A 15154-nucleotide genomic window follows, 5' to 3' on the forward strand; every position below is an offset into this window, starting at 1 on the left:
GACGGAATTACGACTTCAGACCGGACATGGCGATGCCCTGGACGATGTGCCGCTGGGCGACCAGGAACATGATCACGAGGGGCAGGATCGCCACGACCGTGCCGGCGAACAGCTCCGGCAGATCGACGGTCTGCGAGGTGAGGAAGCTGGACAGGGCGATCTGTACGGTCCAGCTGTTCGGGTCCTGGCCGATCATCAGCGGCCAGAGGAAGGAGTTCCACGCGTCGATGAAGGACAGCGCCCCCAACGAGGCGATCATCGTGGTGGAGTTGGGCAGGATCAGGCGCCGGTAGACACCGAGGTGGCTCAGCCCGTCCAGGCGCCCCGCCTCCTCGATCTCGGCGGGGAAGGAGAGATAGAAGCTGCGGAAGAGGACGACGGCGAAGGCGTTGAACAGCCCCGGGGCGATCAGCCCCCACATCGTGTTCACGCCGCCCATCGAGCCGACCACCACGAAGGTCGGCAGGAAGGTGACGGCCTGCGGGATCATCAGCGTCCCGACGATCAGGGCGAGCACCACGGCCCGCCCGGGTACGGCGATCCTGGCCAGCGCGTAGCCCGCCATCGACGCGAAGAGTGTCGCCACCGGCGCCGTGACGACCGCGATGATCAGCGAGTTCATCAGCGAACGCCCGAAGGGCCGCTCGGGGTTGTCGAACAGGCCGGTGAAGTTCTCCCAGTGCAGTGCACCCGGCAGCCACTGCCAGTCGGTGCTCGTCACCTCGGGAGTGGTCATCAGTGCGTTCCGCAGCAGCATGTAGAACGGGATCAGACAGACCGCGGCGAGCAGGCAGAGCGCCAGATAGGTGAGTACGGAGCCGAGCAGCGTCCCGCGCAGCCGGGAGGCGCGCGGCGGCCGCTTCACTCCGGCGGGGCGAGGTGCGGTGCGCGGGGCGTCGAGAGTGCTGGTCATCGATCAGTCCTTGTCGCGGGCGAAGCCGAGGATCCGCCCCTGCAGCAGCGTGACGAGCACGATGAGGAGGGTCAGCAGGAAGGCACCGGCGGATCCGACGCCGTAGTCCTGGTCCTGCAGGGCCACGCCGTACAGGTGCATCAGCGGGGTGCGCACGGGTTCGCTGCCGAGCGACGCTCCCGTGGAGAAGATCGTGTAGAACTCGTCGAAGGCCTGCAGCGCGGCGATCAGCATCAACAGCAGGATGGCGACCGAGGTGTTGCGCAGCATCGGGAAGGTGATGCTGCGGAAGGTGCGCCAGGGGCCCGCGCCGTCCAGCTCCGCCGCCTCGTACAAGTGCCGCGGTATGGACTGGAGTCCGGCGATGAACAGGATCATGTAGAGGCCGACCTGCAGCCACAGGCGCAGGGTGACCAGGACGATCCAGTACAGGGGCGGGCTCTGGGTCTGGATCCAGGGGGTGGGGTCGGCCCCGAAGAGCGCGCCGAGGGTGTTGGCGAGGCCCGACGGGACGCCGCTGAACAGGGACATCTTCCAGATCATCGCCGCGGCGACGTAACTGACCGCCGCGGGCAGCAGGAAGGCCGTACGGAAGAAGGCCCGGCCGCGGCGCACCCGGTTGACGAGTACGGCGAGGCCCAGGGACGCGGCGAAGGTGAGCGGCACGATCAGGGCGGTGAAGAGGACGATCATCGTGAGCGAGCCGCGGAAGCGTTCGTCGCTCAGCAGCTGCTGGTAGTTGTCGAGGCCGACCCAGTCGCCGAGTGCGATGGTGCGCCGGGCCTCGCTGAAGCTGAGCAGGAAGCTCCAGCCGATGGCGACGTAGCGGAAGATGCCGAGGCCGATCAGCATGGGCGCGGTCAGCACCGCGAAGGCGAGGATCTTGGCCCGCCGCTCGGACAGTCGCCGGCGGCGCGGGGCCGCTGCGGGCGCCGGCGGGACCGCGTCCGTATGCAAGGGTGGGGTGTCCGTGGCGGTCATCGCGCTCAGACCGTCTGCTTGTCCAGGTCGGCCTGTGCCTTCGCCTGGGCCTTGTCGAGGGTCCTGGCCGGCGCGGCTCCCTTGGCGACGGCTGCGGCCGCGGCGATGAAGCCGGCCTGCATGGCCTGGGTCCACTCGGCCGGGAAGGACTTGCCGTGCTCGGTGGATATCCGGGCCGCCTCCTTGGCCGCCCCCTTGCCGAACTCCGGTGTCTTCGCGGCGACTTCGGTCTGCGCCGGGACATGGAATCCGTATTTGACGGCCCAGTCGATCTGCAGGTCGGTCTGCTTGACCCACAGCCATTCGAGGTACTTCTTGGCCTCGGCGACATGCTTGCTCCTGGCGTGGATCGCCTGGCTCCAGCCGCCGAGGCGCGCGACCGCCCGCCCCTTCTTGTCGTACGCAGGCCACGGCAGCACCCCGAAGTCGTCGCCGAGTTCCTTCTCGACGGCGGGCAGTGCCCACAGGCCGCACCACTGCATGGCGGCGGCGCCCTGGTTGAAGGCTCCGGGGTCGTACCAGTCGGTGGTGAAGCCGAGGAGTACGGACTTGTCGGCGTGCAGGTCGCGCAGGCCGCCGATGGAGCGCGCGGCGTCGGCGTAGACGACCTTGTCGCCGTCGATCAGGTCGACGCCCTCGGACCAGGCGAGCAGATACGGGCTGTCGCCGATGCCGTCGTTGCCGATGAACAGGCCCTTGGTGCCGTCCGATGTGAGCTTCTTCGCGGCGTCGGTGAGCTCGGCGAAGGTGCTGGGCGGGGTGACTCCGGCCTTCTTCAGGAGGGACTTGCGGTAGTAGAGGACCATGATGTCGTCCATGGTCTTGATGGCGTAGAGCTTGCCGTCGACGGTGAGGTAGTCGAGATCCGCCTTGTTGAAGCCGGACTTGGCGGCGCCGTAGACGTCGTCGAGTGGCTCCAGCTGACCCTTGCGGGCCATCTCGGCGCGGAAGTCGCCGAGTTCGAAGATGTCGGGGGCGTCGTCGCCGAGCAGCGCCGCATTCAGTTTGGTCTCGTACTGGGAGACGTCCGCGCCCCACACCACATTGATCGCGATGCCGGGGTGGGCCTCGGTGAACTCGGCGGCGTAGCGCTTGACCGCGGCCTGGGTGCCTTCCTCTCCGTACTGGTGATACCACTGCGTGAGCGTGACGTCGGCGCCGTTGGCGGCGGCGGTGCCCTGCGGGTCGCTCGAGCAGGCGACGACACTGCCGGCCACGAACAGCATGGACGTACCGAGGAAACCTCTGCGGGACAGGGCGGAACGGGCGGTCATGGCAAGGTCCTTCCGGGAAAGCGGGTCTTCCTAGGCAGAACAGCGGCCGAGCTGGCGGGGTGGCCGGTCGTGGCGCGAGGCAGGGCCGGCTTCAGGGCGCGAAGAGGGACTGGATGCTGACGGCCGCCGCCCCGCGCGCCCACTCCTCCCAGGGCAGCGGACGCACCACGAGCGGGCAGCGCTCGGCCGCCCCGAAGGCCTGCCGGCTGAAGGCGGCGCGGATCTGCTCCTCGAAGAGGTCGTACGCGGCGAGGCCCTCGCCGGAGACCACCACCCGCTCCGGTCCGACCAGATTGACCATGGCCGCGAGGCCGAGGCCGATGGCCTGCCCCGCCTCGGCGAACACCGCGCGGACCGCGGCGTCCCCGTCGTGGGCGCGGAGGATGGCTCCCGCCATGTCGAGTCCGGGGTCGCCGGCGGCCTCCCGGGCCCGCGCCACGATGGCCTCCTCGGAGGCGATCGCCTCGACGCAGCCGCGAGAGCCGCAGTGGCAGGTCGGCCCGTCCCCCGCGGCCACCGGGATGTGGCCGATCTCGCCGGCCACGCCGTAACCGCCGGGCACCAGGCGCCCGTTGACGACCAGGCCGCAGCCGATGCCGACGCCGACGGTGGCCAGGGCGAAGGAGTCCGCGCCGACGCCCTCGCCGAACCACTGCTCCGCCACGGTCAGGGCCTTCACGTCGTTCTCGACGGTGACCTCGAGTCCGGTGGCCGCGCCGACGAGTTCGGCCAGGGCCACATCGCGCCAGCCGAGGAAGGGCGAGTACCGCACCAGGCCGCCCGGCCGGTCGACGTCACCGGAGACGGACACGCCCACGTGATGGATGCGGTCCGCGAACTGGGGGGTCAACTCCGCGACGAGCGCGGCGACATCGGCGACGACCTGCTCGACGGACCGCCCCGAGACCGGCATCCGACTTGCGGCCCGCACCTCGGCCCGCAAGTCGGTGATGACACCGATGAGTTCGTCCGCGGTGACCTTGACCCCGACGAAGAACTCCCGGTCGGCCCGGATCGCGAGGGGATAGGCGGGCCGGCCCGCTCCCTCGGCGGCGCGTACGGACTGCGTCAGCTCCGCCAGATAGCCGGCCTCGATCATCGGCTTGACGGCCTTGGTGACCGCCGCCGACGACAGACCGGTGATCCGGGCTATCTCCGGACGGACCACGGGACCGCGCGTAAGCACCGTGGTGAACACCGAGTTGGCCGCCGGAGAGGTGAGCAACTCCGCTCGCTTCAGCAACATGGGGGAAACGTAGGGGCAATAATTTCCTTCGTCAATATTTAAATTGAAGCTGTCTGCGCCTACGCTCCTGAGCCATGTCTCAGGTGATCTTCGATGCGTCCACGCGCACGTTCCTGCTCGCCACCCCCACCACGTCCTACGCCCTGCGCCTCGACCGGGACGGCGCACCACGGCACGTCCACTGGGGTGCACCGCTGACTCTCGAACAGGTCGCCCAACTGCCCACGTACGACGGACTGACCAGCAGCTTCGCCTCGACCAGCGGCGAGGAGGTGGCAGTTGAGGGCGGGGCGCGGTTCGGCGTCCCTTCGCTCCTGGTGCGGTACGCGGACGGCGCGCGCGGCGTCGAGTGGGTGCACGAGGACCACGTGATCGCGGGCAACCGCCTGGAGGTACGCCTCCGGGACCGGCACTATCCGCTGGGCTGCACACTCCACTACACGGTCCACGAGGACAGCGACGTCATCGAGCGCTCGCTCACGCTGCGACACCTCGGGGACGCCGAGGAGCCGCCGATCGAGGTGCTGCGGTGCGATGCCGCCGTCTGGTCCGTGCCTGCCGTGTCCGGTCGGCGCATCAGCCATACGGTGGGCGAGTGGTCGGGCGAGACCCAGCTGCGGCGCACCGAAGCCCCGTACGCCGAGACGGTGTTCACCAGCCGGCGCGGGATCTCGGGCCATCACGCCGGACCCTGGGTGATGGTCGACGCGGGCGACGCGGACGAGACGCACGGCGAGGTGTGGAGCACGGTGCTCGCCTGGTCGGGCAGTTGGCGGATCACCGCGGTGCGGGACGCCGGTGGCGGACCGTTCACCATCACCGGTGGTGCCGGGCACGACGGCCTCACCTGGCGTCTTCGGCCGGGCGAGACACACCGGACCCCGGTGTTCGCGGGGATGTTCAGCCGGGGCGGCTTCGGCGCGACGAGCCGGGGCTGGCACGCGTACATCGCCGGGCACGTCCTGCCCGTACCGGACGAGTTGCGTCCGGTCGTCTACAACAGCTGGGAGGCGACCGGTTGGGACGTGACCCTCGAGGGGCAGCGGGCGCTGGCCGAGCGCGCGGCCGGTCTGGGTGTGGAGCTGTTCGTCGTGGACGACGGCTGGTTCCGGGGACGTGACAGCGACCGTGCCGGGCTCGGCGACTGGCAGCCTGATCCCGTGCACTTCCCGCAGGGCCTCGACCCGCTGGTCAAGGAGGTCCGCGGGCACGGCATGCGCTTCGGCCTGTGGGTGGAGCCGGAGATGACCAATCCGGACAGCGACCTCTGTCGCGAACACCCCGACTGGGTCCTGCACATGCCGCACCGGCGCCGCACCGAACTGCGCCATCAGCTGGTACTCGACTTCGCCCGCGCCGAGGTCAGCGACTGGGCCTTCGGGTGGCTGGACCGGCTGGTGGCCACGTACGGCATCGACTTCCTCAAATGGGACATGAACCGGCCCTTCACCGAGGCCGGCCGCCCCGGAGACCGCGACGCCGAACGCCTGTGGACCGAGCACACCCGCGGTGTGTATTCGGTGCTCGACCGGCTGCGGCGAGCACATCCGGAGCTGCGGGTCGAAGGCTGCGCGGGTGGCGGCGGCCGCGCCGACCTCGGCATGCTGGGCCGCACCGACCAGACCTGGATCTCCGACAACACGGACGCCGGCGACCGCATCGCGATCCAGCACGGGTACAGCCAGATCCATCCGGCCCGCACCATGTCGGCCTGGGCCACCGACAGCCCCAATCCGCACACACGCCGCACCGCCCCGCTCGCGTACCGCTTCCATATCGCGATGGCCGGCGCGCTCGGCATCGGCGGCGATCTGTCCCGCTGGAGCGAGGCCGAACTGGCCGAGGCCCGTGAGCTGGTCGCGCTCTACAAGGAGATACGCCCGGTGGTGCAGTTCGGCGAGCAGTTCCGGCTCGAGGACGCCGTGCTCCACCGCGCGGGCGACCGGGTGGTGGTGATCGCCTGGGGCCGGGACCGCACCCTGCGCCTGACCGGCCTCGCACCGTCCGCCGTCTACGCCGACGACACCACGGGTGCCGTGCACCACGGGGCGACACTGCTCACCCACGGGCTGCCGCTCGCGCTGCCGGCCGGCGATCACGCGAGCACGGTGGTGCGGCTGACCCGGCGCTGAGCGCGACGCATCGGGTTGAAGATCGAACTAGTCCAACGACTGCGCGAGATAGGCGTGCAGCAGCAGACGTGTCTCGGTGACGAGCGCCGGGTCTCCGGACGGGTCGGCGCGGAAGGCGAGTTGCAGCAGCGCGTCCGCGGCCTCCACACAGACCAGCAGGCTGCGCCGGATGCTCTCGTCGAGCGGACGGCCGAGCCGGCCCGCGAGCAGTGCGCCGATGCGGTCGGCCACCCGCTGGTTGACGTCACCGCCCGCCGGTACGCCGAAGTCGACGAGGGCGAAGCCGGGGACGACGCGCTTCATCGCCAGATACTCGTCGAGGGCCACATCGATCGCGGGCCGCCAGTCGCCGGGCGGCAGCTCGCCGACCCGCTCCTCGACCCGCTCCGCGTACTGGTCGAGATTGCGTACGGCGAGGGCGTCCGCCATCGCCCGCTTGTTGCCGAAGAAGCGGTACACCGAACCGATCGGCACTCCCGCTCGGTCCGCCACGGCCCGGGTGGTCAGTGCCTCGTAGCCGACCTCGTCGAGCAGGGCGGCACAGGCGTCGAGGATCCGTGCGAGGCGCTCGGCGCTGCGCCGCTGAATGGGTTCCCGGCGCAGAGCCCCGGCGTTCGGCGAAGTGGAAGACACGCGCTCCATGATGCCCCGGGTGTCGGGCGGGCCGATCTGCAGGGCGCGGTTCGGCGACGGCCGGTCGGCGGCGGCGGCGGCGGCGGCGGCACAGTCTGTCATCGGCTTCAGGCGATGAGCAGGGTCAGACCGCCGAGGGTGTAGGCGATCATCAGGGCGAGCATGGGGAGTTGGCCGGCGACCGCCTTCGACGGAGGGAAGAGCCGGACCGAGCGGTCGTGGGCGGCCACCACACCGAGCACATGTCCGGTCACGATCGCCACCACCTGCAGTACGGCGAGGCCGCCCGGCGACAGCGGCGGCTCCGGCGCCACCGGGTGCTCGCTGCCGGCCGCGAGGGCAAGGGTGCGGGGCCCTTCGGTGGTGAGCAGGGTGAAGTAGTGGGCGACCAGGTAGCCGAGTGCGATCGGTACCAGGGAGTGGGCGAAGTCCACGAGCGGGTGTTCCGCCCGGCCCAGCAGACGGGTTGCGCCGGCACAGAGTGCGTACAGGGCGGCGACCAGGGCGATCGCGCCGCAGAGGCCGAGCGTGGCGGTGGTGGTGCGGCCCAGCGGGGAGGTCTGCACGGTGCTGATCCAGGAGGGCGCGTCCGAGAATCCGTCGTACGCGGTGGAGCCGAGCATCACACACACCACCGCGACGAGTCCGGGCGTCGGCTCGGTCGCGTCGAGCCCGTGCAGAGCGTTGCGCAGCACGAGACGGCCGTCGCGGCGCCGGCCCCATGGCGAAAGTCGCGCGATCAGCGTCGAGTACACCTCGAAGGCGTCGCCGCGGGCGAACCAGCCCTCGCCGTACCGGGCCGCCGCGGCGAGCTGCAGCACCGTGTAGCAGCCGAGGAAGACCAGAAGTGTCGTACGGGACGCGGGCTCCGGCGCAGCGAGTTCCAGCCAGGTGAAGGCGAAGAGCCCGCCCGCGGCGGGCCGGAGGCCGAGAGGTGAACGCTCCTTGTGTACGGCGCCGGGCACCGCCCGGTGCAGGGCGTACTGGATCAGCCGGTGCACGGTACGCAGCGGGTTCAGCAGGCGCCAGACCGGACCGAGCAGCAGCGAGGCGGGCACCAGGCCGACCCAGAACAGGACATAGACGCTGCCGGCCGCCGGATTGCGGTCCGGGTCGTCGGGCCCGAGTACGAGGTGGAGTACGACGAACAGCGCGGCGGCCAGCCCGTATCCGCGCAGCACCAGGCGTACGGCCGGGGCGTCGGCGGCCCGCTGGACGGCGGCGGGCAGCGCGAGACCCGACCGGTCGCCGCGGAAGCGCGAGGTGGACCAGAGCAGTCCGAGCGCCAGGAACGAGACGAACAGCGCGGCGAAGGCCCCGGCGAAGGCGTAGAACGGCGAGATCGGCAGATCGTGCTGCGAGCCGACGCCGTGGGCGAGGAGCAGCGGTCCGGGATGGTTCACCGGACGGCCAACTGGGTCAGCAGAAGCCCCGATTCATGCGTCTCGACCTCGAAGAGCCCGGTGCGGTCGGCGGTGAAGGCGAGGGTGGCCGACCGGCCGGCGGGCAGTTCCGCCTCCCGGTCGTAGCCGTGCACATGCAGGGTGTCGGCGCGGTCGCTGGTCACTTCGAGCCGGATGCGCTCGCCCTTCTTCACCTCGATACGGCCGGGGGCGGGATCGACCTCGCCGTCCCGCACGGCGATCTTCACGGTCCGGTCGACGGGCGCCTTGTCCTTGTCCTTGTCCTTGCTCGTGTCCTTGTCCTTGTCGTCCTCCTTCCCTTTGTTGTCCCCGTCGTGGTGGCCCCCGGAGTGGCCCCGCCCACTGCCGCCGGACGACGCCGTGACCTCGGCGGTGGCCTGCACCGCCTTGCCCCCGACGGCCCAGACCGTGTGATCGTCCGCGTACAGGCGGACGGTGATCCGATGGGTCCCACGGGGCACCGCGGAGCCCGGCAGGTGGTGCCAACTGCCGTAGACCCGCGCCACCTTGCGGTCGTCCACGTACAGATGCGCGTGCCCGCGCCCCGCAATGGCCGCACCGCCCACACTGTCGGGGGTGAAGCGGAACCTGCTCGCGGACACCTTGAGATTCCAGCCGTCCTCGGAGTCCGGGCGTACGGTCAGCTCGGCCGACGGGGCGTCCGCACGCGGCAGTTGACGCAGTCGGTGGCCGGCCTCGTCCGTGGTCTCGAGGAGTTCGCCCACCGGACCGCTCGCCGCCTCGTGTCCGGTGCCCGGCTTGTGGTGGGTGGTCGGCCGCCCGCCGCAGCCGCTCAGGAGGACGAGGGCGAGTACGGCGACGAGGACCCCACGCGCCCCGCCGTATGTGGTACGCACGCCCGCGCGCCCCGCGTTCACGCCGGTGCTCCTTCCGCACCGGCCGGCGCGGGACCTGTCTCGTCGGTCCGCACAGTGACACCCTCGCGCTCCGCCGTCCGGCCCGCCGTGGCGACGACCGCCCAGAGCACCCAGACCACACCGAGCAGCGCACGCAGCCAGGCCGGGCCGAGAGGAATCCACGGGATCATCCACACGGCCTTGTCGAAGGCGTCGAGCAGGGTGAGTGCACCGAGCGCGACGGTGACCCACCCGAAGCCGGCGCGGCCGGTGCGGCGCAGCGCCAGGCCGACCCCGATCCACCAGACCGCCATCAGAAGCAGGGCGATCGCGGGCACATAGGTGGCTGTGAGGCCGGTCGAGGCGCCTGCGACATCGAGCCCGAGTCCGGCAAGTCCCGCCGCGGAGGCGGCCGTTGCCAGACGGTCGTGGCGGAGCCGACGCCACCACAGCAGGCCGCCCACCAGGGCGAGCACGGCGGCGGTGCCGAGGGCGAGCTGCATCTCGATGCGCTCGATGCCCCGCGCCCCGTACCAGTCGCAGCCGGCCGGCAGCCGTCGCGCCTGTACGTCGTAGTCGGCGCAGACCAGGAGCTGGGCGAGCTTCGCGGGTTCACCGGCGAGCCGGTCGGTGCCGCCCGAGACGTCGCCGCGTCGCTCGCCGCAGGTGGGCAGGGTGCGTGGGGTGGAGGCGCCGGTGTCGCCCTGCCAGCAGTTGCCCTCGCCCTGGCCGTCCCACCAGACGTCCGTACGGTTGGGCTTCTCGCGGCCCGCCCTGTCGGTGCCGAGGCGGTTGTCCGCGTACCGGTTGTGGTGGGAGGTGTCGGTCTGCTTGGACCAGGCCGACTCGCCGCGGATGAAGGCGGGCACGGCGCTGAGGAAGAAGCCGGCGCGGTCGTGGCCGTAGATCCAGTTGTCCTCGTAGATGTTCCAGTTCCCGCCGGCGGTGATGATGCCGGAGCCGGGTGGCATGGAGATCTGGGGGCAGACGACGCCGTCCTCGTAGCCGCGCTCGGCCGGGGGCTTGGCGCAGGTTCCGTCGGCGACGTGCCGGTAGTAGTCCTCGTTGTTGTCGTGGATCAGATTGCGCTCGAACTTGGCGTGGTTCTGCGGCAGTCCGGGGTGGCCGGGGAAGGCGGAGTCCATGGAGGCGCCGCCCATGTTGTGGTCGAACTCGTTGTCGTGCACCCAGACGGAGTCGCCCGCGGTGCCGGAGTACCCGACCATGTTGTGGTGGCTGTGGCAGCCGGTGATCTCGATGGAGTAGCGCGGGACGTCGTAGCCACGGCCGTTGTTGATGTCCGATGCGCTCCCCGGGTAGATGCCCGAGTCGCCGTTCCCGTACGACTCGCAGTTCTTGTACAGGCCGTGGTCGCTGGCGAAGGTGAGGAAGCCGTACTCGTCGTTCCAGCGGGTGAGCACGTCGTCGATGACGAAGCCGTCGCCGGCCAGGACGTACAGGGAGTTGAAGGTGGTGCGCTGGGCGGTGAAGTTCCTGAAGTAGACGCCGTCGGAGCGGTCGGCGCGGATCGCGTTCAGCTTCTGGTACTTGGCGTCCACCACGACATCGGTGCGCTCGGCACCGGTGCCCTCGATCTGCAGGTTCTTCTTGCCCATGATCGCGACCAGGTTCTGGTTGTGCGGACACCGCTTCTGCTGGGCGTACGACAGGATCTGGTAGCCGAGCTGGGAGTCGGGGGCCTTGAGCCGTGCGCAGGCGCCGCGGGGCTTGGGCTGGGAGGGCTCCTCCTCGTAGAGGCCGGGCAGGATCGCGATGTTCATGCCCGGCTCGTCGACGGCGTCGACCGCGGCCTGCAGGTGCTCGAAGCCCTTCTCCCGGCAGCGGTCGAAGAGCTTCAGGTTCCGTGTGCGGAGCTTCTCGGGGAAACCGGCGATCCGGCGCTCGAAGTCCTTGCGGTCCTTCTTGCAGACCAGGAGGTCGGGCTCGCCGCCGCGATGTTCGGGCACGCTGCCGGAGCCGTCCGGGAAGCTGACCGGGCGTTCCTCGTGGGCGGCGGCCGCCGGCGCGAGGAGGCCGACGAGCAGAGCGGCGAGCACAGCCAGGGTGAGGTGGAGCCTGCGAGGCCTGAGCATGCCGGGGAGAGTAGAGCAATGCTCATGTTTTTGGAGCCCCTTGCGCAGGAACTCGCACACAGGAGTTCCCCGGAGAGCGGACAAGCCCCTGCCTCACTCCTCTTGCCGCCGGCATCACAGAATCCTACGGTTATACATAGGAATCGCGACGAGGGAGCGAACATGAGCGGGGACCCGCGCAAGACCGCCGATGGCCTGACGTACCTGACGGGATTCGGCAACGAGCACAGCTCGGAGGCGGTCCCCGGAGCGCTCCCGCTGGGCCGCAACTCACCGCAGCGCGCCCCGCTCGGCCTGTACGCGGAGCAGCTGAGCGGCACCGCGTTCACCGAGCCCCGCGCGCACAACCGCCGCTCCTGGCTCTACCGCATCCGCCCGTCCGCCGCCCATCCGGCCTTCACCCGCAGGGACAACGGCCGGCTCGCCACCGCCCCGTTCACCGACGCCGTGCCCGACCCCAACCGGCTGCGCTGGAACCCGCTCCCGGAGCCCGCCCCGGGCACCGACTTCGTCGACGGCTTGTACACCCTCGGCGGGAACGGCGACGCGACCCGGCGCACCGGCATGGCCGTGCACCTCTACCACGCCAACTCCTCGATGCAGCACCGGGTGTTCAGCGACGCGGACGGCGAACTGCTCATCGTCCCCGAGCGCGGCGGGCTCCTCATCCGCACCGAGTTCGGCCTGCTGCGCGCCGAGCCGCGGCACGTCGCCCTGATCCCGCGCGGCGTCCGCTTCCGCGTCGAGCTGCTCGACGACTGCGCACGGGGTTACGTCTGCGAGAACTACGGCGCCCCCTTCCAGCTCCCCGACCTCGGCCCGATCGGCGCCAACGGCCTGGCGAACGCACGGGACTTCGCCGCCCCCACCGCCGCGTACGAGGACGTCGAGGAACCGGTCGAGGTGATCAACAAGTTCTGCGGGAACCTCTGGGGGGCCACCTACGACCACTCCCCGCTCGACGTCGTCGCCTGGCACGGCAACCACGTGCCGTACGTCTACGACCTGACCCGATTCAACGTCGTCGGCACCATCAGCTACGACCACCCCGACCCCTCGATCTTCACCGTCCTGACCTCGCCGTCGGACACCCCGGGCCTCGCGGGCGTGGACTTCGTGGTGTTCGCCCCGCGCTGGCTGGTCGGCGAGGACACCTTCCGGCCGCCGTACTTCCACCGGAACGTGATGAGCGAGTACATGGGCCTGATCGAGGGCGCCTACGACGCGAAGGCGGAGGGCTTCGTACCGGGCGGCGGCTCCCTGCACAACATGATGTCGGCGCACGGCCCCGACCACGACACCTTCCGCCGCGCCAGCGAGGCGGAGCTGGTGCCGCAGCGCATCGACGACGGCCTTGCCTTCATGTTCGAGACCCGCTGGCCGGTCACCCTGACCCCCGCTGCGGCCGGGGCGGACCACCTTCAGTCGGGCTACGACGACGTGTGGCAGGGTCTTGAGCGGCATTTCCGGTCCTGACCCGGTGGTGCCGGAGCGCGGTCCAACGACCGCGTGCCACCCGTTCGACCCCAACCGGCCCGGAGCAGTTCGGAGTTGTCGTGACCGCCTTTGCACCGGACTCGATCGTCCTGAACCGCAAACTGCCGCTCTGGTACCAGGTGTCGCAGTCCCTGCGCGCCTCGATACTGGGCCGGCCGGCCGCGGCCCCGCTCCGGCTGCCCACCGAGGAACAACTCGCCCTGCACTACGGGGTGAGCGTCCTCACCATGCGCCAGGCCCTCAAGGAGCTCGAGGCGGAGGGCCTGATCAGCCGGCACCGCAGACGCGGCACCTTCATCGAGCCGAGCGCCCGACGCGGCGCGCCCGTACGGCTGCTCGGCTCGGTGGATGCGATCGTCGCCCAGCAGTCCGGGATGCACACCCGGATCCTGGACAGCGGCGAGGGGCCGCCGCCGCCCGAGCTCGCGGAGCACTTCCCGGGCCTCGACCGGGTCGCGACGTACCACCGCCTTCGCCGCGACGAGAAGACCGGCGAGCCGACCAACCACGCACACAACTGGGTGCGCCCCGACATCGCCGCCCGGGTGGAGCTCGACGATCTGCAGCGGTGGCCGATGACCAAGGTCCTGCGGGACGCGGTCGGCGTCCGGATCGGCCGGATCACCGACACCGTCGAGGCGCGGCTCGCCGATCCGGAGACGGCCGGGCTGCTCGAAGTCCCGCTGCTCAGCCCGATCCTGCACTACACGGGCATCACCTACGACGAGCAGGGGCGGGTCGTGGACGTGGCACGCATCCACTACCGCGGCGACCGCTTCTCGTTCACCGTGACCCTGGACGCACACTGAGCCCGCGGCCGGCACCCGATCCGCCACTGATCCACCCCTGATCCGCCTCGACCAGCCGTGGGTACGATGCTGAGCGTGACGCAGGACGACGCGCCGCTGCTCGCGGACCTCATGCCGTGGTCGGTCGCCCCGCTGCGGCTCGGCCGCTCCTGGCCGATGGCCCCGGACCGCGGATCGCTCACCGCCCGCTGGGAGGCCCTCGTACGTGCCGAGGGCGCCGATCGCGCGGCGCTTCTGCAGCCCAGCCGCTCCCGCACGCTGCGCTCCGCGGTGGCCCAACTGCCCGGCCAGGCCTCGGGTACGGGCCGGCTCGCCGGGGCATCCGGCCGCTGCCCGGATCCGGTGCGGGTGCTGCACGGGCCCTTCGACGAGCAGTGGCTGATACCCGACCACCGTCTGATCGACGCGGCCCGCCCCGAACTCTGGCGGGTGGCCGACCCGCAGCAGCTCTTCCTCGTGGAACAGGGCCGGGTGCCCGACGCGAGCGGCCCCGCCGTACTCGCCACCGCCCTGCTCCCGGACGGCCGCTCCCTCGCCGGACGCCCTGGCCGTATCCGCCCGCTGTATCGCCGCCCCTCGGGCGTGGAGCCCAATCTGGCACCCGGTCTGCTCGACCTGCTCGGTGACCGCCTCGGCTCCCCCGTCGCCGCCGAACAGTTCCTGACCTGGGCACTGGCCACCGCGTACACCGATCCCGCGGGCTGCCGCGTACCGCTGACCGACGACCGGGATCTGTGGGCGCACGGCGTGGATCTCGGCCATCGGATGCTCTGGCTGATGCTGCGCAGCGGCGAACGGCCGAAGCTCCCGGGCGGCCGACGCCCGTATGTGCGCGCGGCCCTGCCCGCCCGCCCGGCCGAACTGCTCTACGACCGCGAGGAGGAGACCCTCGAGATCGGCGAGGGGCGCATCTCGCCGGTGCCGGCCGAGGCCTGGGACTTCCATGTCAGCGGGGTCCGGGTGCTCGAGCTGTGGTTCGCCCGCCGTACCGCACCCGCCGAGCCGGGCACTCTGGAGGCGATCCGCCCCGCCAAGTGGCCCCAGGAGTGGACCTCGGAGCTCCTGGAGCTGATCACGGTGCTCGCGCTGCTGGCCGAACTGCAGCCGCGGCAGGCGGAGTTGCGCGGCTCACTGACCGATGGCATCGCCTCGTCCACCCTGCGCAGGGCAGGCGTCCTGCCGGCGCCCGAGATCCTCCGCCGTCCGGCCTCGGTGCTCGACCATCACGAGGAAGGCCCGGAAGGGCAGTTCGCCCTCCTGTGACCAGTTCGCCCTCCTGTGACCACCTACGGGCC

Annotated in this window: 12 protein-coding genes; 4 read left to right on the top strand and 8 right to left on the bottom strand. The window is 70.9% G+C overall.

Annotated elements, in window-relative coordinates:
• Positions 1-7 precede the first annotated feature (7 nt).
• The 4 genes from DY218_RS07830 to DY218_RS07845 form a co-directional block, all read right to left on the bottom strand.
• Positions 8-913, bottom strand: coding sequence for a carbohydrate ABC transporter permease (locus tag DY218_RS07830; protein WP_128555182.1), 906 nt, complete (start codon positions 911-913; stop codon positions 8-10).
• Positions 914-916: 3 nt separating this feature from the next.
• Entirely contained in the window at positions 917-1894 is a 978-nt protein-coding gene (locus DY218_RS07835; protein WP_128555183.1) for a carbohydrate ABC transporter permease, read from the bottom strand.
• A gap of 5 nt (positions 1895-1899) precedes the next feature.
• On the bottom strand, positions 1900-3168 hold the full coding sequence (locus DY218_RS07840; protein ID WP_199566656.1) for an ABC transporter substrate-binding protein: 1269 nt from the start codon (positions 3166-3168) through the stop codon (positions 1900-1902).
• Between the two features lie 91 nt (positions 3169-3259).
• Positions 3260-4414 carry an ROK family transcriptional regulator gene (locus DY218_RS07845; protein ID WP_199566657.1) on the bottom strand — a complete coding sequence of 385 codons (1155 nt, stop codon included), beginning with the start codon at positions 4412-4414 and terminating at the stop codon, positions 3260-3262.
• Positions 4415-4488: 74 nt separating this feature from the next.
• On the opposite strand from DY218_RS07845, the gene DY218_RS07850 reads away from it, so the two are divergent.
• Positions 4489-6546, top strand: a complete 2058-nt coding sequence (locus DY218_RS07850; RefSeq protein WP_128555184.1) for an alpha-galactosidase — start codon at positions 4489-4491, stop codon at positions 6544-6546.
• Between the two features lie 27 nt (positions 6547-6573).
• Here DY218_RS07850 and DY218_RS07855 read toward each other — a convergent pair whose 3' ends face one another.
• The 4 genes from DY218_RS07855 to DY218_RS07870 all read right to left on the bottom strand — a co-directional run bounded on the left by DY218_RS07855 (position 6574) and on the right by DY218_RS07870 (position 11553).
• Positions 6574-7188: a TetR/AcrR family transcriptional regulator gene (locus DY218_RS07855; RefSeq protein ID WP_128555225.1), complete on the bottom strand. Its 615-nt coding sequence runs from the start codon at positions 7186-7188 to the stop codon at positions 6574-6576.
• Between the two features lie 98 nt (positions 7189-7286).
• Positions 7287-8582, bottom strand: a complete 1296-nt coding sequence (locus DY218_RS07860; RefSeq protein WP_233521426.1) for a hypothetical protein — start codon at positions 8580-8582, stop codon at positions 7287-7289.
• Positions 8579-9481: a cupredoxin domain-containing protein gene (locus tag DY218_RS07865; RefSeq protein WP_233521427.1), complete on the bottom strand. Its 903-nt coding sequence runs from the start codon at positions 9479-9481 to the stop codon at positions 8579-8581. Before DY218_RS07865 ends, DY218_RS07860 begins: the two co-directional genes overlap by 4 nt.
• Positions 9478-11553 carry a right-handed parallel beta-helix repeat-containing protein gene (locus tag DY218_RS07870; protein ID WP_128555185.1) on the bottom strand — a complete coding sequence of 692 codons (2076 nt, stop codon included), beginning with the start codon at positions 11551-11553 and terminating at the stop codon, positions 9478-9480. The genes DY218_RS07865 and DY218_RS07870 overlap by 4 nt, the downstream gene beginning before the upstream one ends.
• Before the next feature lie 162 nt (positions 11554-11715).
• Here DY218_RS07870 and hmgA point away from each other — a divergent pair, with 162 nt between their 5' ends.
• From hmgA to DY218_RS07885, 3 genes are all read left to right on the top strand, one after another.
• A complete protein-coding gene (hmgA, locus tag DY218_RS07875) occupies positions 11716-13029 on the top strand; it encodes a homogentisate 1,2-dioxygenase (protein WP_128555186.1) in 1314 nt (437 codons plus the stop codon).
• Positions 13030-13109: 80 nt separating this feature from the next.
• On the top strand, positions 13110-13859 hold the full coding sequence (locus DY218_RS07880; protein WP_128555187.1) for a GntR family transcriptional regulator: 750 nt from the start codon (positions 13110-13112) through the stop codon (positions 13857-13859).
• A 66-nt stretch (positions 13860-13925) separates the two neighbouring features.
• The gene (locus DY218_RS07885) at positions 13926-15122 is read left to right on the top strand and encodes a type ISP restriction/modification enzyme (RefSeq protein WP_128555188.1); all 1197 of its coding nucleotides are present in this window, start codon (positions 13926-13928) and stop codon (positions 15120-15122) included.
• Positions 15123-15154: the final 32 nt, after the last annotated feature.

Source organism: Streptomyces triticagri, assembly GCF_003429565.1.
In the GTDB taxonomy this organism is placed as follows: Bacteria; Actinomycetota; Actinomycetes; order Streptomycetales; family Streptomycetaceae; genus Streptomyces; species Streptomyces triticagri.

Excerpts from the sequence above, each read along its gene's own strand:
- DY218_RS07850 (WP_128555184.1), top strand. The coding sequence starts at position 4,489 with ATGTCTCAGGTGATCTTCGATGCGTCCACGCGCACGTTCCTGCTCGCC.
- DY218_RS07885 (WP_128555188.1), top strand. The coding sequence starts at position 13,926 with ATGCTGAGCGTGACGCAGGACGACGCGCCGCTGCTCGCGGACCTCATG.
- hmgA (WP_128555186.1), top strand. The coding sequence starts at position 11,716 with ATGAGCGGGGACCCGCGCAAGACCGCCGATGGCCTGACGTACCTGACG.
- DY218_RS07840 (WP_199566656.1), bottom strand. The coding sequence starts at position 3,168 with ATGACCGCCCGTTCCGCCCTGTCCCGCAGAGGTTTCCTCGGTACGTCC.
- DY218_RS07870 (WP_128555185.1), bottom strand. The coding sequence starts at position 11,553 with ATGCTCAGGCCTCGCAGGCTCCACCTCACCCTGGCTGTGCTCGCCGCT.
- DY218_RS07845 (WP_199566657.1), bottom strand. The coding sequence starts at position 4,414 with ATGTTGCTGAAGCGAGCGGAGTTGCTCACCTCTCCGGCGGCCAACTCG.
- DY218_RS07855 (WP_128555225.1), bottom strand. The coding sequence starts at position 7,188 with ATGGAGCGCGTGTCTTCCACTTCGCCGAACGCCGGGGCTCTGCGCCGG.
- DY218_RS07830 (WP_128555182.1), bottom strand. The coding sequence starts at position 913 with ATGACCAGCACTCTCGACGCCCCGCGCACCGCACCTCGCCCCGCCGGA.
- DY218_RS07835 (WP_128555183.1), bottom strand. The coding sequence starts at position 1,894 with ATGACCGCCACGGACACCCCACCCTTGCATACGGACGCGGTCCCGCCG.